General features: G+C 72.4%; 22 protein-coding genes. 11 read left to right on the top strand and 11 right to left on the bottom strand.

Annotation, left to right across the window (positions count from 1 at the left end; all coding sequences use genetic code 11):
* Positions 1-69 precede the first annotated feature (69 nt).
* A complete protein-coding gene (locus EV378_RS34845) occupies positions 70-267 on the top strand; it encodes a hypothetical protein (protein ID WP_132432282.1) in 198 nt (65 codons plus the stop codon).
* Here the strand turns inward: EV378_RS34845 and EV378_RS34850 are convergent.
* The 3 genes from EV378_RS34850 to EV378_RS34860 all read right to left on the bottom strand — a co-directional run bounded on the left by EV378_RS34850 (position 257) and on the right by EV378_RS34860 (position 3,514).
* Complete coding sequence (locus EV378_RS34850) at positions 257-1,057, bottom strand: 3-methyladenine DNA glycosylase (protein ID WP_243653994.1); 801 nt, start codon at positions 1,055-1,057, stop codon at positions 257-259. The genes EV378_RS34845 and EV378_RS34850 overlap by 11 nt on opposite strands.
* Before the next feature lie 65 nt (positions 1,058-1,122).
* On the bottom strand, positions 1,123-2,169 hold the full coding sequence (locus EV378_RS34855; RefSeq protein ID WP_132432286.1) for a hemolysin family protein: 1,047 nt from the start codon (positions 2,167-2,169) through the stop codon (positions 1,123-1,125).
* A complete protein-coding gene (locus EV378_RS34860; protein ID WP_132432288.1) occupies positions 2,159-3,514 on the bottom strand; it encodes a hemolysin family protein in 1,356 nt (451 codons plus the stop codon). The genes EV378_RS34855 and EV378_RS34860 overlap by 11 nt, the downstream gene beginning before the upstream one ends.
* A gap of 309 nt (positions 3,515-3,823) precedes the next feature.
* Here EV378_RS34860 and coaA point away from each other — a divergent pair, with 309 nt between their 5' ends.
* Both coaA and EV378_RS34870 read left to right on the top strand, forming a co-directional pair.
* Positions 3,824-4,753, top strand: coding sequence for a type I pantothenate kinase (gene coaA, locus EV378_RS34865; RefSeq protein WP_207909039.1), 930 nt, complete (start codon positions 3,824-3,826; stop codon positions 4,751-4,753).
* A gap of 50 nt (positions 4,754-4,803) precedes the next feature.
* Complete coding sequence (locus EV378_RS34870; RefSeq protein ID WP_243653916.1) at positions 4,804-5,247, top strand: MarR family winged helix-turn-helix transcriptional regulator; 444 nt, start codon at positions 4,804-4,806, stop codon at positions 5,245-5,247.
* A 236-nt stretch (positions 5,248-5,483) separates the two neighbouring features.
* Here EV378_RS34870 and EV378_RS34875 read toward each other — a convergent pair whose 3' ends face one another.
* From EV378_RS34875 to asnB, 3 genes are all read right to left on the bottom strand, one after another.
* Positions 5,484-6,221: an ankyrin repeat domain-containing protein gene (locus tag EV378_RS34875; protein ID WP_132432294.1), complete on the bottom strand. Its 738-nt coding sequence runs from the start codon at positions 6,219-6,221 to the stop codon at positions 5,484-5,486.
* A 126-nt stretch (positions 6,222-6,347) separates the two neighbouring features.
* Positions 6,348-7,154, bottom strand: a complete 807-nt coding sequence (locus EV378_RS34880; RefSeq protein ID WP_132432296.1) for a DUF427 domain-containing protein — start codon at positions 7,152-7,154, stop codon at positions 6,348-6,350.
* A gap of 45 nt (positions 7,155-7,199) precedes the next feature.
* Positions 7,200-9,095 (bottom strand): asparagine synthase (glutamine-hydrolyzing), encoded by a 1,896-nt coding sequence (asnB, locus tag EV378_RS34885; protein WP_207908951.1) that lies wholly within the window; start codon positions 9,093-9,095, stop codon positions 7,200-7,202.
* 88 nt (positions 9,096-9,183) lie between these two features.
* On the opposite strand from asnB, the gene EV378_RS34890 reads away from it, so the two are divergent.
* The 6 genes from EV378_RS34890 to EV378_RS34915 all read left to right on the top strand — a co-directional run bounded on the left by EV378_RS34890 (position 9,184) and on the right by EV378_RS34915 (position 15,619).
* Positions 9,184-9,699: a MarR family winged helix-turn-helix transcriptional regulator gene (locus EV378_RS34890; RefSeq protein WP_132432300.1), complete on the top strand. Its 516-nt coding sequence runs from the start codon at positions 9,184-9,186 to the stop codon at positions 9,697-9,699.
* A 95-nt stretch (positions 9,700-9,794) separates the two neighbouring features.
* Positions 9,795-11,768 (top strand): serine/threonine-protein kinase, encoded by a 1,974-nt coding sequence (locus EV378_RS34895; protein WP_132432302.1) that lies wholly within the window; start codon positions 9,795-9,797, stop codon positions 11,766-11,768.
* Positions 11,769-11,847: 79 nt separating this feature from the next.
* Positions 11,848-12,456, top strand: coding sequence for a DUF4232 domain-containing protein (locus EV378_RS34900; RefSeq protein ID WP_165922624.1), 609 nt, complete (start codon positions 11,848-11,850; stop codon positions 12,454-12,456).
* Between the two features lie 567 nt (positions 12,457-13,023).
* Positions 13,024-13,602: a hypothetical protein gene (locus EV378_RS34905; protein ID WP_132432306.1), complete on the top strand. Its 579-nt coding sequence runs from the start codon at positions 13,024-13,026 to the stop codon at positions 13,600-13,602.
* A gap of 785 nt (positions 13,603-14,387) precedes the next feature.
* Entirely contained in the window at positions 14,388-14,927 is a 540-nt protein-coding gene (locus tag EV378_RS34910; protein ID WP_132432308.1) for a hypothetical protein, read from the top strand.
* Between the two features lie 104 nt (positions 14,928-15,031).
* Positions 15,032-15,619, top strand: a complete 588-nt coding sequence (locus EV378_RS34915; RefSeq protein ID WP_132432310.1) for a hypothetical protein — start codon at positions 15,032-15,034, stop codon at positions 15,617-15,619.
* An 87-nt stretch (positions 15,620-15,706) separates the two neighbouring features.
* Here EV378_RS34915 and EV378_RS34920 read toward each other — a convergent pair whose 3' ends face one another.
* From EV378_RS34920 to EV378_RS34930, 3 genes are all read right to left on the bottom strand, one after another.
* Positions 15,707-16,363: a pentapeptide repeat-containing protein gene (locus EV378_RS34920; protein ID WP_165922625.1), complete on the bottom strand. Its 657-nt coding sequence runs from the start codon at positions 16,361-16,363 to the stop codon at positions 15,707-15,709.
* A gap of 17 nt (positions 16,364-16,380) precedes the next feature.
* Positions 16,381-17,220, bottom strand: coding sequence for a lipase family alpha/beta hydrolase (locus EV378_RS34925; protein ID WP_132433148.1), 840 nt, complete (start codon positions 17,218-17,220; stop codon positions 16,381-16,383).
* Positions 17,221-17,351: 131 nt separating this feature from the next.
* Positions 17,352-18,737 carry an MFS transporter gene (locus EV378_RS34930; RefSeq protein ID WP_132432314.1) on the bottom strand — a complete coding sequence of 462 codons (1,386 nt, stop codon included), beginning with the start codon at positions 18,735-18,737 and terminating at the stop codon, positions 17,352-17,354.
* 125 nt (positions 18,738-18,862) lie between these two features.
* On the opposite strand from EV378_RS34930, the gene EV378_RS35720 reads away from it, so the two are divergent.
* Both EV378_RS35720 and EV378_RS34940 read left to right on the top strand, forming a co-directional pair.
* Positions 18,863-19,456 carry a PASTA domain-containing protein gene (locus EV378_RS35720; RefSeq protein WP_165922626.1) on the top strand — a complete coding sequence of 198 codons (594 nt, stop codon included), beginning with the start codon at positions 18,863-18,865 and terminating at the stop codon, positions 19,454-19,456.
* 124 nt (positions 19,457-19,580) lie between these two features.
* Positions 19,581-20,213: a maltokinase N-terminal cap-like domain-containing protein gene (locus tag EV378_RS34940; RefSeq protein WP_132432316.1), complete on the top strand. Its 633-nt coding sequence runs from the start codon at positions 19,581-19,583 to the stop codon at positions 20,211-20,213.
* A gap of 117 nt (positions 20,214-20,330) precedes the next feature.
* Here EV378_RS34940 and EV378_RS34945 read toward each other — a convergent pair whose 3' ends face one another.
* Together EV378_RS34945 and EV378_RS34950 are read right to left on the bottom strand one after the other, a co-directional pair.
* On the bottom strand, positions 20,331-21,257 hold the full coding sequence (locus EV378_RS34945) for a methylenetetrahydrofolate reductase (RefSeq protein ID WP_132432318.1): 927 nt from the start codon (positions 21,255-21,257) through the stop codon (positions 20,331-20,333).
* A gap of 489 nt (positions 21,258-21,746) precedes the next feature.
* Positions 21,747-24,131 (bottom strand): ATP-binding cassette domain-containing protein, encoded by a 2,385-nt coding sequence (locus EV378_RS34950; protein WP_132432320.1) that lies wholly within the window; start codon positions 24,129-24,131, stop codon positions 21,747-21,749.
* Between the last annotated feature and the right edge of the window lie 29 nt (positions 24,132-24,160).

Here is a 24,160-nt window from a genome sequence, read left to right on the forward strand (position 1 = left end):
CGGGGAACTCCCGCCCGCCACCGGGCGACCACTCTCCGACAGGTCACCGACCCGGGAGGAGCCCGAACCGTGCGTCACATCGCCACGTTCTGCGGGAGCTGCAACTGCGGCTGCCCCGAGCTGTACGTCGACGAGCAGGCCGCGCCGGACAAGCGCATCGTGATCACCGACGACTTCGGGCAGGAGATCCGGATGAGCACCGACCAGCTCGCCGACCTCGTCGCCTCGGCGCGCAGTGGCGTGCTGGACGAGCTCGTCACGGCCTGAGCAGCAGCTCGCACAGGTCGATCAACCGCGCCCGCAGCGGCGCGGCCCGCCCGGCGAACCCGGCCTGGGCGCGCACGTACTCGGCGCGCCCGGCCGGGGTCTCGATCGGCACCGGGGCGTACCCGTGTGCGGCCAGGTCGTACGGGCTGGCCCGCATGTCCAGCTCGCGCACGTCATGGGCCAGTGCGAAGCAGTCCCCGACGAGCTCCGACGGGCAGGCGGGCGCCAGCTTGTAGGCCCACTTGTAGAGATCCATCGTGGCGTGCAGGCACCCGGGCTGTTCCAGCTCGGTCTGTCGCTCCCGGGTCGGCTCCAGCGCGTTGTGCGGACGGGCCGCCTCGGTGAAGAACCGGAACGCGTCGTAGTGCGTGCAGTGCACGTCGAGCTCCTCGACGACGGCGTCCGTGCCGGCCGCGCCGAGACGCAGCGGCACCGACCCGTGCCGGGGAGCGTCGGTGCGGTACACCATCGCCCACTCGTGCAGGCCGAAGCACCCGAGCCGGGGTGCGCGCGACGCCGTCGCGGTCAGCAGGCCGTGCAGGAAGCCCGCCGTGGCGCGCAGCCGGTCCGGTGCACGGTCCGGGTCGAACACGACGGCGTCCCCGTCGATGCGGTAGCCCGGCCGGTCCAGGAACCCGCTCGCGTCGCCGAGCAGCCGGACTCCGGGACCCGGGTCCCACTGCTCGAGCTTCGCCGGGCGGTGCGAGTAGTAGGTGAACAGGAAGTCCCGCACCGGGTGCGCCTCACCGCGGCGGCGGCGCTCCCGGTGCGGCGCCGTCCAGCGCCCCATCCGTTCCCGGTGCCGGGCGGCGGCGTCGCGCCACTCGGACTCGGCCAGTTCGGCGAGCGCGACAGTCACGGCTCGCCGGCGTGCGTCGCGTCCCGGACCGTACCGACGTAGGCCTCGGTCAGGTCCTCCATCGTCACCAGGCCGATCGTGCGCCCGTCGCGGTCGACGCTGCGGGCCAGGTGCGCCCGCGCCGCGCGCAGCGCCGACATCGCGACGTCCAGGCGGTCGTCGGCGGACACCTCGGGCAGGCTCCGGATCCGCTGTGGCGGGATCACGATGCCGGAGCCGTCGGCCAGGTCGAGCACGTCCTTGACGTGCAGGTAACCGGTGAGCCGCCCCTCCGGGCCGCGGACCGGGAACCGGGAGAACCCGGTCTCGGCGACGGCCGCGGTGAGCTGGTCGACCGTCGGGCGCGCCGGCAGCGTGACGAGCGCCTCGGTCGGGACGGCGACGTCGGCGACCGTCGCCTCGGCCGACGAGAGCGTCCGCACGATCCGGCTGGACTCCTCGTCGTCGAGCAGGCCCTCCCGCCGTGAGTCGGCGATCATCTCGGACAGCTCGCCGGACGTGAACGCGGACTCCAGCTCGTCCTTCGGCTCCACCCGCATCAGCCGCAGCGTCGAGTTCGCCATCCAGTTGAACAGGTCGATGAACGGGCGGGCGATCGTCGTCCAGATCAGGAACGGCGGCACCAGCAGGATCGCCGCGCGCTCCGGCCCGGCGATCGCGATGTTCTTCGGCACCATCTCGCCGAGCAGCATGTGCGCGATCACGACGAGCACCAGCGAGACCGCGAACGCGATCGGGTGCAGGAGCGACTCCGGGATCCCGACGGCGTCGAGCGGCGCCTCGATCAGGTGCGCGACGGCGGGCTCGCCGAGCCGGCCCAGCAGCAGCGACGCGATCGTGATGCCGAGCTGGGACGCGGCCAGCATCCGGGACAGGTCCGCCGACGCGCCGAGCACGGTGCGCGCGCCCGCCGATCCGCTCTCGGCCATCGCCTCCAGCCGGTCCTTGCGCGCCGAGATCAACGCGAACTCGGCGCCGACGAAGAACGCGTTGGCCGCCAGTAGCGCGACGGCGCCCAGCAGCGCGACCAGGTCACCGCTCACGGCGTGCCCCCTCACGCTCTCCCGCCGCGACCGGCGTGCGGGCGCCCGCCTGCAACCGCAGCTCGGCCACCCGGTTGCGGTCACGGCGCAGCACGGTCAGCGTCCACCCCTGTTCCTCGACCCGGTCCCCGACGTCCGGGATCCGCCCCAGGCGGGTCAGCACGAACCCGGCGAGCGTCTCGTAGTCGCCGTCGGGCATCACGAACCCGGTCGCCTCGGCCAGCTCGTCGGCGCGCAGCAGCCCGGACACGATCCACGTGCCGGGCACGCTCGCGCGCACCCTGGCCTGTTCGGCCCGGTCGTGCTCGTCGCGGACGTCGCCGACGATCTCCTCGATCAGGTCCTCGAGCGTCACGAGGCCCGCGGTGCCGCCGTACTCGTCGACGACGACGGCCATCTGCAGGCCGGAGTCGCGCAGCCGGGCCATCAGCTCGTCGCCGTCGAGGGAGCCGGGGACCGTCTCGACCGGCAGCGCCAGGTCCCGCACCGCCGTCGTCGCACGGGCTTCCGGCCGCACGCCGAACGCCTGCTTGACGTGCACGAGCCCGAGCATCGCGTCCGGGTCGCCGTCCTGGACGGGGAAGCGGGAGAAGCCGCTGCGCCGCGAGAGCGCCATCAGCTCGGTGACGGTGTCGTCCGCGTCGATCGTCTCGACCCGCACGCGGGGAGTCATCAGCTCGTCGGCGACCCGGTCGGTGAACCGCAGCGAGCGGTCCAGCAACGCCGCGGTGCCCGGGTCGATCGTCCCGTGCTCGGCGCTGGAGCGGACCAGCGACGAGAGCTCGTGCGGCGACCGCGCCGAACGCAGCTCCTCGGCTGGCTCCACTCCGAGCCTGCGGACGATCGCGTTCGCGGTCCCGTTCAGCCCGTTGATCAGCCACCGGAACGCGGACGCGAACCCGGCCTGGAGCCAGACGACGGCGCGGGCGACGCCGAGCGGGTGCGCGATCGCCAGGTTCTTCGGCACCAGCTCGCCGAACACCATGGACAGTGCCGTCGCGATCACCAGCGAGAGCGCCGTGGCGATGGCGGTGGACAGTCCGGTGGGGACACCGGTGGCCTCGAGGCCGGGGCCGAGCAGCTCGGCGATGGCGGGCTCGGCGATGTAGCCCGTGGCCAGCGTCGTGACGGTGATCCCGAGTTGGCTACCGGACAGCTGGAACGACAGCGAGCGGTGCGCGCGCTGCACGGAACGGGCGCGGCGGTCGCCGACGTGCGCGACGTGCGCGTCCACCTGGCTGCGCTCCAGCGCGGTCAGCGAGAACTCGGACGCGACGGACACCGCGGTGCCGAGCGTGAGGGCGGCGACGGCCAGTAGCCCCAGCACCGAGAACAGCACGGTCACCGCGGGACTCCGGCCGGACGAACCGGTACGGGCACGGACACTCCTGGATTTCCGGTACGGATCCCGGTCGTCGAGCAACGATACGCCGGTCCGGACACATCGCCCGGCGGGCTCGGCCGGTCGTCCGGGATGCGAGCGAGGTCACCCCGGTCATCCGTGCCCGAACGGTCTAGGTTGGATGGCCATGACGGCCCGCACGGAAGCGACGTCGGATCCGGCCCCGCCCCATGGCCGGCGCGTTCCGGTCACCTCGGTGACGCAGTGAGCGGCCCGGTCGGCGCGTCCGTCAACGGAGACCGGCCCACGGGCCTGGCCAAGGGCCACGCGTCGCCGTTCGTGGACTTCGACCGCGCCGCCTGGGCGCAGCTGGCCGCGTCCACCCGGCTGCCGCTGACCGCCGACGAGCTCGAGCAGCTGCGCAGCTTCGGCGACTTCGTCGACCTCGACGAGGTCCGCGAGGTCTACCTCCCGCTGTCCCGGCTGCTGAACCTGCACGTCGAGGAGGGCGGGCGGCTCTACCGCGCCTACCGGCGCTTCCTCGGCGGCACGACGGCGCGGACGCCGTTCGTGATCGGGATCGCCGGGTCGGTGTCGGTCGGCAAGTCGACCACCGCCCGCCTGCTGCGCCTGCTGCTCGCCCGCTGGCCCCAGCACCCGCGCGTCGAGCTCGTCACGACCGACGGGTTCCTCTACCCGAACGCCGAGCTGGAACGGCGCGGGCTGATGTCCCGCAAGGGCTTCCCGGAGTCCTACGACCGGCGCAAGCTCCTCCGGTTCGTCTCCGAGATCAAGGGCGGGCGACCCGAGGTGACGGCGCCGGTGTACTCGCACCTCGTCTACGACATCGTCCCGGACGAGACGACGATCGTGCAGAGCCCGGACATCGTCGTGATCGAGGGCCTGAACGTGCTGCAGCCCGCCACGTCCGGTGCGCTGACGGTCAGCGACTTCATCGACTTCTCGGTCTACGTGGACGCCGCGACCGCCGACGTGCGGCGCTGGTACGTGGAGCGGTTCCTGCGGCTGCGCCAGACCGCGTTCCGGGATCCGCAGTCGTACTTCCGCCGCTACGCCGAGCTGGACCACGAGGCGGCCGTCGCTCGCGCGCAGTCGATCTGGGACGAGATCAACGCGCCGAACCTGACCCAGAACATCCTGCCGACCCGCAGCCGGGCCAGCCTGGTGCTGTCCAAGGGACCCGACCACAACATCACACGGGTGCGCCTGCGCAAGCTCTGACCGCGGTTTGGCACCATGTGCGGATGGGCGGCAACGTCGGGACGGGGACCGTGACCAGCAGGTTCGAATCGGCGGACGACGAGCTGGCGGCACGGCTGCGTCTCGCCGTGGGCCGGTTGAACCGGCGCATCCGGATCGACGACAGCGAGTCGCTACCCCCGTTGCAGCTGTCCACGCTGGTCACGGTCGAGCTGCACGGCCCGCTGCGGCTCTCCGAGCTCGCCCGTCGGGAGGCCGTGACGGCGCCGACGATGTCCCGCGTGCTCACCGCGCTGGAGGAGCAGGGCCTGGTGGTGCGCGCCCCCGACCCGGGCGACGCGCGGGGCGTCCTGATCAGCATCTCGGACACCGGGCGCACCCGCCTGCAGGAGATGCGCAGCCACCGGACCGCGCTGATCGCCCGTCGCCTGGACCGTCTCGACGACGCCCAGCGCGCGGCCCTGGACGCGGCGCTCCCCGCGCTGGAGGCCCTGCTCGTCGCCGACGAGGACTGACGGCGCGCCCTGCTGCCCCGGGGCAGTGGCGCGAGTCAGCTCCGCCGAGTCCATGATCGCGTTTTCTGGAGCGAGGCGTTCGCGTGGCGAATGCCTCGCTCCTCATCCATCGATCACGGGGAGTGGGTCGCCGAACCCGGGACGTCCGTCGGACCATGATCGCCGGTCGTGGCGTGGGCCGTTCGCTCGACGAACGGTCTCCTCCGAGGTCGGTGATCAAGGTCGGTGACCGGGCCCTAAGCGGGGTCCACCACCGAGCGGGCGCCGCGCCCGCGCAGCCAGTAGACGAGCTCGGACGGGCCGTCCTCCAGCGCGGCGTCCAGGGGCGTCCCCTCCGACCAGGGGGGAACGCGGTTCGGGTCCGCCCCGGCGTCGAGGAGCAGCTCCGCCGTCGTGCGGCGCGCCCCGTGGCAGGCGCCCCAGAACGCGAGGTCGATCTCCTCACCGGACGGGGCGGGGGTGGCGGCCAGGTAGGCGGCGACGCGGTCGTCGAGGCCGAGCGTGGCGGCGTCCATCAACGTCGTCGCCGCACCGCGCTCGACCAGCCGCGCGGCCACCGCCCACTGCTTGAAGCCGCGGGCGTCGGCGATCGGGCCGCCGCCGCCGAGCACGGCGCCCGGCGCGTCGATGTCCGCGCCCGCGTCGAGCAGCGCGTCCAGGGCCTCGACGTCGTCGGAGCTCGCCGCCCAGTGCAGCGGAGTCTCCTCGTGCGGACCGGCGAACCGGCCGTCGACGTCGGCACCGGACTCGACGAGCACCGCGATCGTGTCGCCGACCCGCGGGAAGTGACCCGGCCAGTCCGTCGCGACGTGCAACAGCGTCCTGGACATCGCGCCGGGCTCGTCGGACCCGAGCCGTACGGTCGCCAGCCCGGGGTGCGACGCCAGGAGCGCGCGCAGGTCGTCGACCCGGCCCTCGTGGATCGCCGCGGTTGCCGCCGCGGCGACCGGGTCACCGGTGGGCACGGTCGTCACGGGCCCACCTCACCACACCGGCACCCGGCCCGGGGATGATCGGGTTCCCGGCAGCGTCGCCGGACAGAACTGTCCGTCAGGGCTGCCGAGTTCCCGATCATGCGCCGGAGACGGCGTGGAGAGCGGTCAGGCGGGGCGGCCGTCGGCCTCGATCGTGATGCCGGTGGACTCGCCGTCGGTGAAGCTCAGCAGCCCGGCGATCCGTGACGACTCCGGAAGCGGGTCCGGGTAGCTCCAGGCCGCGTCCGGGATCTCGGTGCCGTCCGGCAGGTCCAGGTTCCAGTACGACGACTCGCCCTTGTACGGGCAGCGCATCCGCGTCGTGCTGGGGCGCAACGGGACCCGGACGTCCTCGGGTGCGAGGTACCAGCGGTTCCTCAGCCCGGTCTCGGACAGCACCACCGGCGCCTCCGACGAGGCGAGCACGGTGTCCCCGTGCTTCACGACGACGTGGCGGCGCGTCGGGCGCACGTCGATCCGCGTGTAGGGGTCGGTGAGGTGGGCGAAGACCTGCTCGTCCTCGTCGTACCAGGCGTCCGCGGAGTTCCAGTACAGCGCCGAGTACCCGCGCAACCACTGCGCGTCCGGCGTGGGCTCCGGGTAGGTCCAGACGGCGTTGTCCGCGACCCGGTCGCCGACCTGCAGCGAGCGGTACGTCGCGTCGCCCTTGAAGGGGCAGTGCGTGGTGTGGTCGGTGTCGACCAGCGCGGACGCGTCCAGATCCGATGTCGGGACGTACAGGACCGGCAGCAGGTTCGACTCGTGGACGAGCTGCCCCTCGGTCGTGTCGAGCACGGTGCGCCCGGCGAACTCGGCGCGCACCCGGCGCGGGAACGGGTGCATCAGCAGCTTGTGCGCCGGTCCGTCGATCACATAGTTGACGGTCTTCGGCGCGTACGGGGACAGCGGTCCGTCGGTGCGGGTGAGGCCCATGTCACGGCCAACGCGGACCCCACCCGCACCGATTCCCGGGAACGATCAGACGTTGAGCTCCACCTGGTAGTCGGCCAACCAGGCGTCCAGGTCGATGATCCGCTCCAGCTGCATCCGCTTGCCGATGTTGTTCTGCTCGTGGCTGGACGCCGAGTCCAGACGCTCGCGGACCGCGTTCATGTCGACGAGCGGGGCCACCGGGGCGTCCTCGCCCTTCGACAGGATCTGGGTGACCCTGTCGCGCAACGACTTCTCGTAGCCCTCGTCCTGGGTGGACGGGTACGGGCTCTTCACGCGGTTGACCACCGACTCCGGCAGCAGGTCCTTCGTCGCGTGCCGCAGCAGCGACTTCTCCCGGCCGTCGAACGTCTTGTGCGCCCACGGCGTGCCGAACACGTACTCGACGAGCCGGTGGTCGCAGAACGGCACCCGCACCTCGAGCCCGACGGCCATGCTCATCCGGTCCTTGCGGTCGAGCAGGTTCGGCAGGAACCGGGTCAGGTACAGGTAACAGATCTCGCGCATCCGGCGCTCGTGCGGATCCTTCGCCGCCGGACCGGTCAGCTCCGGCACCTCGGAGAGTGCCGTGCGGTACTGGTCGTCGACGTAGCCGGCGACGTCGAGCTTCTCGAACAGGGTCCGGTTGAACAGCCCCGGGTCCGTGGCGTCGTGGTTCATCATGCGCCCGGCCAGCCACGGGAACGTGTCCGCGGCGACTGTGTCCTGGTCGTGGAAGTCGCGGTAGCCGCCGAACACCTCGTCCGCCGACTCACCGGACAGCGCGACCGTCGACTCCTCGCGCACGGCTTTGAACAGCAGGTACAGCGACGTGTCCATGTCACCGATGCCGGCGGGCAGGTCCCGTGCGTACAGGGCGGCGGCCCGCACCGCCGGGTCCATCATGTCCTCGGTGTGCAGCAGGATGTCCCGGTGGTCGGTGCCGACGAACTCGGCGACCTCGTGCACGTACGGCGTGTCCGGCGTGCCGCGGACGTCGTCGGCCTGGAAGTTCTCCGCGTAGCCCGCGAAGTCGACGGCGAACGAGCGGACCTTCCCGCGGCCCTCGTCGCGCAGGTGGTTCGCGGCCATCGCGGTCAGCGCCGACGAGTCGAGCCCGCCGGAGAGCAGCGTGCACAGCGGCACGTCCGCGATCAGCTGGCGTTTGGCCGTGTCGTCGAGCAGGTCACGCACGTGCTGCACGGTCGTCGGGACGTCGTCGGTGTGCCCGGTGTCCTCGAGCTGCCAGTAGCGCTCCTCGCGGACGCCCTGGCGCGAGATCCGCACGACGAAGCCCGGCGGGACCTCGCGCATGCCGCGGAACACGGCGTTCGACGGGTCGTGCACCCAGGCCAGCGCGCGGCGCAGACCGTCCATGTCGACGACGCGTTCGGCCTCCGCGTTCGCCAGGATCGCCTTCGGCTCGGAGCCGAACAGCACACCGTGCGGGGTGGGGTAGTAGTAGAGCGGCTTGACGCCGAGCCGGTCGCGGACCAGCACCAGCTCCTCGGTCGCGGTGTCCCACAGGGCGTAGGCGAACATCCCGTTCAGCCGGCGCGCGACGTCGCGCGGGTCGCTCCGGCCCCACTCGCGGTGCCCGCGCAGCACCACCTCGGTGTCGCTGGCCGTGCGGAACCGGTGGCCGGCCGACTCGAGCTCGGCGCGGAGCTCCCGGAAGTTGTATGTCTCACCGCTGTAGACCATGTGCAGCGTGGAGCCCCCCGCCGCGGCACCGTCGTCGTCGAGGGACATCGGCTGTCGCCCGCCCTCGATGTCGATCACGGCGAGGCGCCGGTGGCAGAGCGCCGCGGGGCCGCCGGTCCAGATTCCCTCCTGGTCAGGGCCACGGCAGCTCATCGTCTGGTTCATCGCGGCGAGTGTCCTGGCGTGCTCGTCGGAGCCCAGGTCGTGCCGGTAGTCGATCCAGCCGCAGATTCCACACACAGGGCGGAAGCCTCCCTCGTTTGTTAACGGGTCGTAACGGCATTCCACCTTGCAACGTTGCAACTCGCAACGCGTGTACTCTTCGGGCATGGGAGAACGTCCGGAACGTCCGATTAGCGCGCACACGACCTCGGGAGGGGCCGCCACGGCGACGCGTGCGGATCCCGACGACTCCCTGCACAGCCTGGAGAAGCAGATCACCCTGCTCGTCCGGCGCACCATGGAGTCGGTCTGGTCACACGGCTACGGCCCGAACGACGCCGTGGACCGGTACACGTACCCGGTGCTGATGCTGCTCGACGAGGAGGGGCCGCACTCGCTGACCTCGTTGACGTTCAAGCTCGGCGTCAGCAAGCCGACGGCCAGCAGGCAGGTGTCCCGGCTCGCGAGGGCCGGCCTGGTCGCGGTGTCGCCGCACGAGCGTGATCCGCGCTCGGTCAGCGTCTCCCTGACCGGGGCGGGTGCCGCCGCACGCGACGAGGTGCGCACCGCACGCCTCACCCCGCTGCGCGAGGTGATGGACCACTGGCCGGACGCCGACCGCGAGGCGCTGGCCGGCCTGCTGGACCGCTTCAACACCGACCTGGAGCTGTTCGTGCGCTGACCACCCGCGCCGGAGTTGTCCGCGGTGTCCGCGCCCGTCACCACGCGCCGTGATGCCATAGTGGGGATTCCGACTGCGGAGGGGGTCAGGGGAGCGTGGACGCGCTGGTGGCGCTCGTCGCCGGGCTGCTCGACGGCCTGCGCGGCGTCGTGCCCGCCGATCTGTGCCCCGGACCGTGGGCGTGGTCGGTCACGGCGCTCGGCGTGCTGGTCGGCCTGTTGCCGACGGCCGCGGCGGTGGCCGTCGCGGTGCTCCGCCGCCGGATCGGTTCGACGTACGGGACGTCGGCGTCCGTGCTCGTCTGTGGGCTCGGCGTGCTCGGCGCGGGCCTGCTGCCGCTGCTCGCGTTCATGGCCGCGGGCCGGGTGTTCTCCTCGGCGACCGAGGGCCAGCCCGTCCCGGGACTGAGCGCGGCCACCACCCGCACGATCCGGACGTCGGTGTGCGAGGTCGTCGGCACCCAGAGCCGCTACCTCGGCTCCGGCACGGTCGCCCAGTCGATCGGCGGCGACGCCGTGCAGTCGGTGATCGCGGTCGTGCTGCTCGGGGTGGTGCCGCTGGTGGCGGTCCTGCTGGTCGCCGTGCAGGCCCGGACGGCGCTGCGTCGGGGACCGCGCTGGCCGGCCAAGTTCTTCTGGATCCCGCTGTTCGCCCTGATCGTGCTGACGGCCGGTGTACCGAAGGGGACGGCGGAGCACCTGTGGGCGGGGATCCTCGTCGCGAGTGTCGTCGGCGTGGTGGTCACGCTACTGGTGCCACCGCCGTCGCGCGCCGCGCTGGCCGCGGCGGAACGGCGCTCGTTGCCGGCCCCGCCGTCCGGTCACGCCCCGGTGCCGACCGGGTCCCGACGTCCTCCGCAGGCCTCCGGAGCAGCGGCCGGCGCGGCCGCCGAGGGGACCGTGGCCGACCGTCTCGCCCGCCGGTTCGCCCAGCGCAGCCCGGAGAACCCGGTCGAGTTCGGCGGCGTCGCGCCGGGGCCCGGGAGCAACGGCGCAGGCGGAGCGTCCGGACGGGCGCCGAACGGATGGTCCGGCGCGGCCCCCGCTCCGCCGCTGCCGCCGGGACCGGCACGCACCGGCCCACCGCCCGTCCCGTCCGGCGGGTTCCGGCCGCCGAGCGGGCAGTTCCCGCCGGGGCCGCCCACCGGCCCGCCACCGCGACCGACGCTCGTCGCACCGGCACCCGGGATGCGGCCCCCCGGCACCGGCGCCGTGCGCGGGCCCCGCTTCCGCCTGATCCGCCGCCTCGGCGCCGGCGGGTTCGGACGGGTGTGGCTCGCCCACGACGCGAAGCTCGGGCACACCGTCGCGGTGAAGTCGGCGCACGCCCCGGACGCCGAGACCGAGGAGCGGATCCGTCGCGAGGCGGCCGCACTCGGCGGCATGACCCACCCGGCGTGCGTGCGGATCTTCGACCTGCTCCCCGCCTCGTCGGATCCCGGGCTCGTCGGGATGGAGGGGCTGGTCATCGTCATGGAGTTCGTCGACGGCGTCTCGCTCGGCCAGCTCGTCGCCGACCGTGGGGTCCTCGACGACGTGTCCGCCGCCCGGGTCTGGACCGGCGTGGCCGGCGCGCTCGACGACGCGCACCGCAGCGGCGTGCTGCACCGCGACATCAAGCCGGGCAACATCGTCGTGGACCCGAACGGCTCGCCCCACCTGATCGACTTCGGGATCGCCCGCAAGCAGGGCGACTCCACGCTGACCCAGGCGGGGTTCGTCCTCGGCACCCCCGACTACCTCGCGCCCGAGGCAGCGGCGGGCCAGCCGGCGACGCCGGCGTCCGACGGGTGGCAGCTGGCGGCGGCCGTGTCGTTCGCGCTGAGCGGGCACGCCCCCCGCGGCGAGAGCCAGGACGCGGTGGCCGGTCTGCGGGCCGCCGCGTCCGGCGCGAAGCTCACCCACCTGCCGACCCGCACCGCGCACCTGAGCCTGCTCAAGGCGGCGCTGCGCACCGAGCCGGCGCGACGGCCGAGCCTGGACCAGGTGCAGCGCAAGCTCGACGACTGGCTGCGCAAGCAGGGCGCCCGGATCGACGGGCCGGTCACGGCGATGTTCGACCGGCTCTGACCCGCCTGCTGGTGCCCAGCCGAGCGGTGCCCGACGACCTGTCCGCGAGCCCATGATCCCCGCGCGACACACTGGCGGCATGCGCCGTCCCGCCGCCCTCGCAGCGCTGACGGCCTGCCTCCTGGCGGGCGTCCTGGCGGGCGCGACGGGGTGCGGCGCGGGTGACGAGCTGCGCGGGGCGCTGTCGAACGCACCGGCCCCACCGCCGGTGGCGGTCTCGGCGACACCCGGGCCGCCGTCGTCAGACGATGCGGGAGGTCCGGCCGGTCCGTGCACCGGCGACCGCCTTGCCGTCTCGCTGGGCCCGACGAGCGGGACCGGTGACTCCGTCACCCAGGACCTGATCCTGCAGAACGCCGGCACCGCCGCGTGCGTGGTGCGCGGCTTCCCGTCCGTGGTCCCCGTCGCAGGCAACGAGGGCACGCAGGTCGGCGACCCGGCGCTGCCGGTCGGGCCCCGCGGCGCGGCGGTCCGGCTGGAACCGCGCGCGGCCGCCGTCGTGCCGTTCGACGTGCGCGACGCCGGCAGCTACGACGCAGCGGAGTGCCGCCCGCAGGACGTGCGGGGCCTGCGGATCCTGCCGCCCGGCGGCAGCGGCCCGGTGTTCGTGCCCCGGGAGGGCACCGCGTGCTCGGCGACCCGTCTGAACCCGCCGTGGGCGACGGTCGGCACGGCCGTCGCCCGCTGACGGACGTCCCGGACTCCGCTGACCGGCTTCCCGGACTCCGCTGACCGGCATCTCGGACTCCGCTGGCCGGCGTCCCGGACTCCGCTGGCCGGCGTCCCGGACTCCGCTGACCGGCTTCCCGGACTCCGCTGGCCGGCATCTCGGACTCCGCTGGCCGGCGTCCCGGACTCCGCTGGCCGGCGTCCCGGACTCCGCTGGCCGGCGTCCCGGACTCCGCTGACCGACTTCCCGGACTGCCGTGGTGCGGCGACGGGGCGGCCGCCCCTGGTCGCCATGGCGTGCTCCGCGGCCGGTCGAGGTCGCCGGACCGTCGGCAACGCGGCGCCTACACGGTGGTCGTGACCGCGTTCGGCGAGTTGGACGTCCTCGCGCGCGGGCGCTCGCCTGCGGTCCGGGCGCAGATCCCCCCGGTTCAACGGCGTCGCTCCGGGCACGGCACACGGCATCCGGAACGACCGCACGACCCGGCTCGGGCGACTGCGGTCGGTGCTCGCCTGACGACGGGCTGTCCGTCCCGTCCTCCGGTGCCCTACTCTGAACGGCGTAGCGCGCACGGGAGGGGTGGCGATGCCGGGACGGCACCGATTCGCCGGCGAGGACCGGACGATCCGGCCGCTGCTCGCGGCCGTCGTCCCGGTCGTCGCCGTGGTGGGCATGACGGTCGCCGCGTTCATGGGCGGTGTGTCACCCGCGACGTCCACGGCGCGCATCGAGGTGCCCCGCTTCGGCATCGGGCCGGACGGGGCCCCGACGTCGGCCCCGGGCGTGACGACGGCGGCGCTGCCCTCCGCACTGCCCGAGGCCACACCGATGATCATGAACGTCTCGGCGTCCGGCAGCTCGGCCGTGCAGCGCATCAAGGACGAGCGTGCCGAGGCGGCGCGGCGCGCGGAGCAGCAGCGCCAGGCCCGCGCCGCGGCCGCCGAGGCGGCCCGTCAACGGGAGGTGGCCGACGCGGCGCAGAGGGCTCGTGCCGCCCAGGAGGCCCGGGACCGGGCGTCCGTCGCGCCCCCGGCGACACCGGTGCCGACCACCGCCCCCGCCCCCGCCCCGAAGCCGAGCCCCAGCCGCACCCCGGCCCCGAGCACGACGCCGAGCACCCCGCGCGGGCTGCTCGACTCGCTCCTGGGTGGCCGGAACAACTGAGGCACCCAGGTGGGCGCCTCCGGCCCGCGCGCTGATCCGGTAGACGCACGCTGATCCGGCGGGTGCACGCTAATCCGGAGTTCGCGCGTGTCCGGGCGGACGCGTTCTCCTGACTGCAGCGCGTTGTCCGGATCACGACGCGAACCGGTCGGACCGAGCCCGGCTCGCGCGCTGATCCGGCGCGTGCACGCTGATCCGGAGCTCGCGCGTGTCCGGGCGGACGCGTTCTCCTGACCGCAGCGCGTTGTCCGGATCACGGCGCGGACAGGTCGCGCCGCGGCCGGCTCGTGCGCTGATCCGGTCCGCGCGTCGGTCCGGCCGTCGTGCGCTGACCCGGTCGCGCGCTGATCCAGTACACGCACGCTGATCGGGACTTCGCGCGCGTCCGGGCGGACGCGTTCTCCCGACCGCCGCGCGTTGTCCGGATCACGGCGCGGACCGATCGCGCCGAGTCCGGCTCGCGCGCTGATCCGGTCCGTGCGTTCCTGCGGACGAGCCGAACCCGGTCCGCGGGTCGGTCCGGCCGTTGTGCGCTGACCCGGTCGCGCGCTGATCCAGTCGCGCGCTGATCCAGTCGCGCGCTGATCCGGTACACGCACGCTGATCCGGAGTTCGCGCGTGTCCGGGCGGACGCGTTCTCCCGACCGCAACGCGTTCTCCGGATCACGACGCGGACCGGTCGCGCCGCAGCCCGGCACTGCGACCGTGTGGTGGGGCAGATGCGCCCGGTCGGTGGATAGGCGTCACCTGCTTTCGGTCGCATAGTCGTCGCATCGGATCCGGCGGTGGATCCCCGGCGCGAGGACGGGATGGCGATGGGCGGACGGCACCGGTACCGGGCGCGTGACCGGCGCGTGCGGCGCCTGCTCATGGCGACCGTCCCGGTGATCGCCGCGGCGGGTCTCACGGCCGCCGTCGTGCTCGGCGGTGGGGCGTTCGCGACCCCGAGGGTGAGCTCGGGATCCCCGGCGGCTGCGGCACCGATCTCGGCGGGCGCCACCGGAGGCACGGTGCCGACCTGGCTCCGGGACGCCGCCGGACCAGGACCGCTCGCCGGCGTTGCCGGGGACGCGGCGGGAGCTGCCCGGCAGCTCCGCGACGAGCGCGCCCAGGCCGAACAGGAGCGCCAGAAGCAACAGGAGGCGCACCAGGACCGATCGGCGGGTGCCGGCGTCTGCGATCTCGACGGCCCTCCACGTTTCGACGACCCGGCCCATCCGGACGAGATCACCAACCGGGACTGCGGGTACGTCGACGGCCGGGGCCGGGAACGCTCGCACGACCCGTGGATCGACGGCCAGCTGCTCTCCTCCTACGGGGAGTGACCTCGCCGGGAAAGTCGCCACCGTCCGTGTTTGGATTTTCGGCCCCCGGGGCACAAAGGATCCGGGAGGCGATGACGATGAGCGGACGGCATCGACGAGCGCAGGTGGCGGGGGCACGACGCGCCCTCGTCAGTACCGTTCCGGTGCTCGGCCTGGCCGGTGTGGTGACCGCTGCCGTGGGGTCCACGGCACAGACCACACCCGAGGCCGCCGGAACGGCGTTGGTCACCACACCGATCCCCACACCGACCTCGGTGGCACTGAACCAGCCGGACCTCGGCATCGGCCCGGACGTCACCACCGTCGCGGCCGACGCGTCGAAGGCCGCGGGCCAGGCGGGGGAGCGGCAGCGCGAGCAGGAGCGCCAGTCGATCGACGCGCTCGTCGACGACGTCCGCGGCGACGCCCGCGCCCGGGACATCGCTGCCGGCCAGCAGAGCCAGGACCAGATCACCGCGTTCCAGAAGGACGCGGAGCAGATCCGCAAGGCCGACGAGAAGCGCAAGGCCGACGCGGACAAGGCCGACGACCGGCGGTCCTGCTCCTGGGGCGGTATCCCGCAGATGGGCGGGTCGACCGACGGGAACGAGATCGTCGGTCGCGACTGCGGCCTGCTCGACGTGTTCGGCACGCAGCGCTCCAGCGACCCGTGGATCGACGGCCAGCTTCTCGACGCGCGGGGCGACAGCTGAGCGAAACCCATGATCGGCGAGTGCGGAGCGGAGCGGCCACCGGTGGCCGTCGTCCTCCGCTGGGACCGATCACGGTCGCGACCGCCCTCACTCCAGGACGGTGAGCCCCAGCGCCGTGCAGATCGCACCCGCCTGGGCGGGGGAGACGATGGCACCGGCCAGATCACGTGGCGTGTCCGCGGTGACCTCCCCGAGGTCGCAGCCGCGTAGATCGGCCGCACCGAGGCGGGCGTGACGCCATGCCGTGCCGCGCAGGCGGCAGCGCTCGAACACCGTCTCGCGCAGGTCCGCGCCGCGCAGATCGGCCTCGGACAGATCGCACTCGACGATCCGCATGCCCTTGAGGTGCAGCTCCTGCATGTCCGCGACCTGCAGGTTGCAGCCGGACAGGTGGAACGCCGCCGCCAGACCGCGCAGGCCGCGCAGGTCGACGCCGATCATGCGGCACCCGTCGAACCGGGTGTCTCCGAGCAGTGCCCCGCCCAGCCGGGCACCGGAGAGGTCGACACCGGTCAGGACGGCGTCCGACAGGTCCGCCTCCCGCAGGTCCGCACCGGCCAGCGACCCGCCGTCGATCCGCGCCCGGTCCAGCGCCGCGCCGCGCAGGTCGGCGCCGGACAGGTCGCAACCGGTCAGGCGGGCCCCGGACAGGTCGGTGTCGCGCAGCCGGGCCTCGGTGAGATCGAGGTCGGTGCACGCCTCTCCCCGGGAGACGGCGTCGGCGAGGTCGGCCGCGGTGCTCACGGCGACCAGCCTGTCACTCAGCTCGTGGCGGCGGTCGGCGCGTCCGGCCCGACCGGCGTGCACCGCACCGGCGTGGCGTGGTCCGGATCGAGGGCGTTGCGGATGTGCTGCAACGTGACCGGGTCGAACGCAACGGCGACGTGCTCGGCCAGGTCGGTCGGGCAGCCGTCCTGCAGCACGATGTTCGTGGCGCCGTCGAGCAGCCCGCTCGTGTACGGGACGACGAGCTCGTCGTAGCGGGTCAGGATCATCGTGTACGTGACACCCTCGACGGCCGGCCCGCCGTCGGAGTTCAGCTTCTTCAGGAAGTCCGAGCCGGTGAGGAACTGGCGGCAGGACCCGCACACCGGGTCCAGCGACGCGCGCAGCACCGGGTCGAGACCGAGCTGCTGCCCGGTGCGGTTCAGCAGCGCGAGCCCGGCCGTCTCGGTGCCGTCCCACAGGGGCGTCATGCCGACGTAGCGGTCGACCTTCTCGGCGCCGCCGAGGAACTTGACGTAGTAGTCGGGCATCAGGCTGCCCTCGGAGTGGCCGACGATGTCGACCTTGGCCGCGCCGGTCGCGTCGCGGACGCGGTCGACGAACGCGGACAGTTGCTCGGCGCTCTGCTCCATCGGAGCCAGGCCGCCGACGGTGGGCGGTCCGCTGGCGCCGTAGGTCAGCGAGAACACGCAGTACCCGGCGCCGGCCAGCTGCGGTGCGATGTAACCCCAGTTGTTGGCCTGGTTCGCGGACAGGCCGTGCACGAGCACGACGGGGTTCGGGTGCGCCTCGGACGGCTCGCACGACCAGTCGTTGGACCCCGGAGGGGAGGGGTCGAGGACGTTCGGGGCGGGCGGGGGAGAGGCCTCGGCCATCGGCGCCACCGCCACCAGCGCACCCGCCACGGCGAGTGCCGCCACGATCCCGGCGATCCGTCCCCGTCGACCCACGTCGTCCCCCTCGCATCGGTGCGTTCGCGAGGATCAACGACGGGGGAGCGTCGAGGTTACTGCTCGGTAGCGGCGTTTCCCCTGACCTCCTCCAGCGACAGGCCGGTCGACAGTGGACCGAGCAGGCCGACGTCGAGGCAGAGCACGACGATCAGCACCGCCGAGCCGGTGAACACGGCGACCGGGCCGAGACTGCCGAGCAGCGGCACGGCGATGAACGGCAGCACGACCGAGGTGGCCCGCGACAACGAGTACGCGACGCCGCTGGCCGTGCTGCGGATCGCCGTCGGGAAGATCTCCGCCTGGTAGATGTGGAACGCGTTGGAGAACACATTGGACACGGCGGTGAGCAGGAATCCGGCCGCGACGATCAGGACCACAGTGGATGCCGCGGCGAACACGATGCCGAACACCGCGATCCCCAGCGCCGAGGCGATGATCAGGTACTTGCGCTCGAACCGTTCCACGAGCGGCACCGAGGCGAGCGAGCCCAGCGGATAGCCGGCGAAGCTCAGCGCCGCGTAGCCGAGCGAGTCGGTGACCTCGAACCCCTTGGCCACCAGCACGAGCGGGGCGAGCGTGCCGAACCCGTAGTAGGCGACGGTCTGCAGGATCTGGAACACGACGAGCATGACGCTGCGTCTGCGGTAGTCGCGGAACGCGATCCGCAGCACCTCGCCGACCCCGCGGGCGTCCTCGCGGGTGCGGGCCGGCCCGGGTTCCTCCGGCACGGCCGTCCCCGGTGCCACCTTCGCCACGACCGACCGCACGACCGACCACGCCTCGGCGTCGCGCCCGACGCTCTCCAGCCAGCGTGGCGACTCCGGCAGCATGGCGCGCACGAGCAGGACGAACACGGCGCCGAGGCCGCCGAACACGAGCAGCCAGCGCCAGCCGTCGATGCCGAACAGCTCCTGCTTCGCGACGAGCTTGCCGCCGAGCAGGGCGGCCAGCGGGACGCCGAGGAACCCGACCGTGTACGCCCACGCCGTCATCCGCCCGCGCACCCGTCCGGGGACGAACTCGGCGAGGTAGGTGTCCACCAGCACGAGCTCCGCACCCAGCCCGATGCCGGCGATGAACCGCAGCACCAGGAACGTCTCGATGTTCGGCGAGAACGCGGCGGCCAGCGAGAACAGCGAGTAGACGAGCAGGTTCAGGATGAACACCCGTCGGCGCCCGAGCCGGTCCGCGACGACGGAGAGCACGTTGGCGCCGACGAACATGCCGGCGAACCCGGCCGCGATCACGAGCGCCTTGCCGGTGCTGCCCAGCCCGAACTCGGTCGCCAGCACCGGGGCGAGCACGCCGCCGAGGAACACCTCGTAGAGGTCGAAGAACGACCCGAGCCCCACCAGCACGGTCAGCCGCCAGTGCCATCCGGTCACCGGGAGGCGGTCCAGCACCGCCGCCGTCCCGGTCGTGGATGCCGTGTCCGCCATCGGATCGCCCCCTCGTCGGTCGTCCGGACAGCCTCTCCCTCGACGTGCGAGGTTGCACGTCGCAAGGGTGGGGTGTCCCAAAGATCCGCATTGAAGGGGCGCCGCTGTCAGGCTAGCCACACGACGTGGCCGATCGGATGTGGGACGAGGGGAGCGAGGCGTGGCAGCGCCTGGCCCGTCGTCGGCGTGCCGACGCGCTGGAGGCCCTGACCGATATCGGAGAGCTGCGCCGCCTGCTGGACCGCGTCGAGCTGGAGGCGGTGCGCGACGCCCGCGCCGACGGCCGCTCGTGGGCCGAGATCGCGACGCGCCTCGGCGTCACCCGCCAATCGGCGTGGGAGCGCTGGAGGGACCTGGATGCCGAGGGACGGCCGGTGGATCCGGAGGACCCCCTCGTGCACGGCGACCGGCAGGCGATCCCGGTGCCCGACGTCCGCGGCCACAGATGGCAGGCGGCCCTCGCCCGGTTGCACCGGTCGTCCCTGCACGGGGTCAGCGACGACCCGTTGCTGCCGCCGTTCGACGACGAGTCGCAGGACTTCCTCGTCGAGAACCAGAAGCCGGGGCCGGGGGAGCGGGTCGCCCCGCACACCGTGGTGACGCTCTGGCTGCGTCGCGGACCGGGCTCTGCCGGGGTGACCGCCCCGCTCGAGCCGCCACCGCCGCCGCGCGTCCGGCGTGGAGCGATCGACGAGGAGACCGGCGAGAGCGTCCGCTGACCCGGCGGGTGTGGCGGTTCAGCTCTCACCCCGCGTGAGATGACCTCCATCGTTCGGCCGGGAGAGGCCGGGAACCATCAGCGTCATCTCACCCGGCCGGCGCCCGAGCGGTACCGTCCGCTCCGTGGCCGTGATCTACGAGGCAGAGCTGACGCCCGGCAAGTACGACCTGCTGGCCGGGTGGCTGCCGTCGAAGCCGTGGGCCGCCGGGGCGACCGAGCTCGAGCGCGTCGGCGCCTACCGGTTCGACGACCCGGCGGGTGAGGTCGGCATCGAGACGCACGTCGTGCGAGCGGGGACGGCGACACTCCACATCCCGGTCACCTACCGGGCGAGGAAGCCGTTCGGCATGGACGACCACCTGATCGGCACGACCGAGCACTCCGTGCTGGGCACGCGCTACGTCTACGACGGGTGCGGCGACCACGTGTACCTGACCGCGCTGGCGACGACCGTGCTCACCGGAGGGGAGCAGGCGCCGGTGCTGATCAAGCAGGCGAGCGGCCTGGAGATGCCGCGCGACCCGGACGTCCTCGTCCGCGGTGCGACGTCGACGGAGATCGATGTCCCGCGCTTCGCCCGGGTCACGCTCGTCGAGGACGGGACGTCGACGACGGTGCAGGCCGGCGCCGTGGACGTGATCGTCGCGCGGGTGCTGCCGGACGGCGTCGACGCCGCGAACCGTCCGGCCCTCACCGGCACCTGGCCGGGTCAGGACGCCCCGGTGGTGCTGGCCGTGATCGAGGAGACCGCCTGAGTGCGGATCGTCCACGCACACAACGGGTCCCGCCAGGGGGGCCGGCTACACCGGAACTGTCATAACGCACATTATCGGCTCAATACCTGGGTGTCGATCACCGACGACGCATCTCGGCTACCTCGGGCGACGGAGCTCCCGCTCGAGCTGCTGCGCGAGGGCCACCGAGGCCTCGATCTCGGCGAGACGGATCGAGACGCTCTCGACGTTGACCCCGAACGGAACCCGCATGCGCCGGCAGTATTCGATCAGTTCACGTGCGGCGCCGAGCGAGTGCTCGTACGACGCCTGGAGCGTGTCGGCGACGTGGCGCAGGTCGTTCTGGATCCAGCGGGGCACGTCGACGCCGAGCCACCCGAGGAACTCCAGCGTCCTGAGAGAGCCGCACACCGAGAACGTGAACACGACCGGCACGGGATCGAGGCCCCGCGCGGCGCATTCGTAGCGATAGTCCGACACCAGGTTCTTCGCTGCGTTGACGTCGTAGACGACCTGCGTGACGAAGAAGGAGCACCCGGCTTCCTGTTTCGAGATCAGCCGCAGGTGCTCGTCGCCCCGGCGGGTGTGCCGCTCGGGAATCGTGACGCCCCCGAGTCGTAGATCGGGTCGTGTCCGCGCCCACAGCTCATGGGCACGGACGAGCGAGGTCGCCGACTGCCTGTCCCGGGACGACGCACCGACGAACACCGTCAGTGTGTGATCGGCGTCCTGGGCTTCCAACCATGCACGGAGATCACTCTCCTCGTACTTGCCGACGGCGCGGTACACCACGACCGGCGTGCTCCAGCCCTCCAGGTTCCGGGCACGGAAGGTTGCCGGATCGATCGTGGGCAGAAAGGGAAACGGCCGCTCCTGGGGGTTGCGGTCGCTCTCCTCGTCGATGTCGTACAGGACGAGACCGTCGAGGCCCACCGGGGCCAGGCGCTTCTGTGTCACGTCGGCGACCTTCTGGGCCTGCTCACGAGTGACGGTCAGTCGCGGTGGAGTCAACGCGAAGAGCAGGAACTCACTCCCCCGCGCTTCGATCCGTTGCGCCAGGTCCATCGGCCGACGGTAGCTGACGGGCCTCTCCCGCCCGCCGGCTCCCGTCCCTGCTCGGGCGCGACACGATGGTGGCCCGACCGCACGACCTGCACCGGCGGCCGGGCCACCATCCACCCGAACTGACGCGCCGCTCCCACCACGAAGCGACGAGGTAAGCCTAACCTCAGTAGTGCTGTCGATCAAGCCGGGGTGGCGTTCGCCTCAGCGCGACGTCCCGCTGCCCCGCACCGTGACCGATGCCGGCGGTCCCCCGGAGCATCGTCCGAGTCGCTTCGGCGTTCACGTCTTGACGACGGCCGGCAGGATCGGCTATCACGGGGTGGTCGATGAGAAGGCAGTCGTGAACGCCACAGGGACGGCGACCGGATCGAGACGAGTGGGAGGGTGATCCATCAGAACAGCCTCCAAGCATCTGGATCATTGAGTACACGACAGTCACAACGTGGGGCCCGGCCGAGACGGCCGGGCCCCACGTGCTTCCCGGACTCCTCAGGCGCCGACGTAGGCCGCCAGGTGCTGACCGGTCAGCGTGGACCGGTCCGCGACGAGATCGGCGGGCGTGCCCTCGAACACGATCCGCCCGCCGTCGTGACCCGCGCCCGGACCGAGATCGATGATCCAGTCGGCGTGCGCCATCACGGCCTGGTGGTGCTCGATGACGATCACCGACTTGCCCGCCTCGACGAGCCGGTCCAGCAGCCCGAGCAGCTGTTCGACGTCGGCCAGGTGCAGGCCGGTGGTCGGCTCGTCGAGCACGTAGACCCCACCGGACTCGGCCATCTGCGTGGCCAGCTTGAGGCGCTGACGCTCACCACCGGACAGCGTGGTCAGCGGCTGACCGATCTTGAGATAGCCCAGCCCGACGTCGCCCAGCCGCACGAGGATCTTGTGCGCGGCAGGCGTCTTCGCGTCCCCCGCCGCGAAGTAGTCCATCGCCTCGGCCACCGACATCGCGAGCACCTCCGCGATGTCACGGCCGCCCAGCTTGTACTCGAGCACCGACTCGTCGAACCGGCGGCCCTCGCACACCTCGCAGAGGGTCGCCGTGCCGGCCATCATGCCCAGGTCGGTGTCGATCACACCGGCGCCGTTGCAGTTCGGGCAGGCGCCCTCGGAGTTCGCGCTGAACAGGGCCGGCTTCACGCCGTTGACCTTGGCGAACTGCTTGCGGATCGGCTCGAGCAGCCCGCTGTAGGTGGCCGGGTTGCTGCGCCGAGAGCCCTTGATCGCGGACTGGTCGACGACGACGATGCCGTCCCGTTTCGCCACCGACCCGTTGATCAGCGAGCTCTTGCCGGAGCCCGCGACACCGGTGACGACGGTCAGCACGCCGAGCGGGATGTCGACGTCGACGCCCTTCAGATTGTGGTCGTCCGCGCCCCGAACCTCGAGCGCGCCGTTCGGCGTCCGCACGCTCTCCTTGATCCGGGCGCGGTCGTCGAGGTGGCGGCCGGTCAGCGTGTCGGAGGCCCGCAGCTCGTCCAGCGTGCCCTCGAACACGATCTCCCCGCCGGCCGAGCCCGCACCGGGCCCGAGATCGACGACGCGGTTGGCGATCGCGATCGTCTCGGGCTTGTGCTCCACGACGAGCACGGTGTTGCCCTTGTCCCGCAGCCGGATCAGCAGGTTGTTCATGCGGTCGATGTCGTGCGGGTGCAGGCCGACGGTCGGCTCGTCGAACACGTAGGTCACGTCGGTCAGCGCCGACCCGAGGTGACGGACCATCTTCGTGCGCTGCGCCTCGCCGCCGGAGAGCGTCCCGGCCGGCCGGTCCAGCGACAGGTACCCGAGCCCGATCTCGACGAACGAGTCGAGCGTCTCGGACAGGTTCTCCAGCAACGGCCCGACCGACGGCTCGTCGAGCCCGCGGACCCACTCGGCGAGGTCGCTGATCTGCATGGCAGACGCCTCGCCGATGTGGACCCCCTTGATCTTCGACGAGCGGGCCGTCTCGGCCAGGCGCGTCCCGTCGCACTCCGGGCAGGTGGTGAACACGACGGCCCGGTCCACGAACGCCCGGATGTGCGGCTGCATCGCCTCCCGGTCCTTGGACAGGAACGACTTCTGGATCTGGTTGATCAGTCCGGTGTAGGTGAGGTTGATTCCCTCGATCTTGAGCTTCGTCGGTTCCTTGTAGAGCAGGGCGTTGAGCTGGGGCTTCGTGAACTGCTTGATCGGCTTGTCCGGGTCGAAGAACCCGGTGCCGCGCAGGATCCGGCCGAACCAGCCGTCCATGCTCATGCCGGGGATCGTGATCGCGCCCTCGTTGATCGACTTGTTCTCGTCGAAGATCGCCGTGAGGTCGAAGTCGGACGCCGTGCCGCGGCCCTCGCAGCGCGGGCACATGCCGCCGGTGACGCTGAACTCCCTGCGCTCCTTGACCTCCCGGCCGCCCTTGGTCACGGTCACCGCACCGGCGCCGCTGATCGAGGCGACGTTGAACGAGAACGCCTGCGGGCCACCGACGTGCGGCTGTCCGAGCCGGCTGAACAGGATCCGCAGCATCGCGCCGGTGTCGGTCGCGGTGCCGACGGTGGAGCGGACGTCACCGCCCATCCGCTCCTGCCCGACGATGATCGCGGTGGTCAGGCCGTCCAGAACGTCGACGTCCGGCCGGTTCAGCGTCGGCATGAACCCCTGCACGAACGAGCTGTACGTCTCGTTGATCATCCGCTGGGACTCGGCGGCGATCGTGTGGAAGACCAGGGAGCTCTTGCCGGAGCCGGAGACGCCGGTGAACACGGTCAGCCGTCGCTTCGGGATCTCGACGTGCACGTCGCGCAGGTTGTTCTCCCGCGCACCGACGACCCGGATCAGATCGTGGGTGTCGGCGGTGTGCTCGGCCGCCGACCGCGTGTCCGTGCTGGTGCTCATCGGTCTCCGTCCGGAATGTGCGGGTTCTC

Source organism: Pseudonocardia endophytica, assembly GCF_004339565.1.
Taxonomy (GTDB): Bacteria; Actinomycetota; Actinomycetes; order Mycobacteriales; family Pseudonocardiaceae; genus Pseudonocardia; species Pseudonocardia endophytica.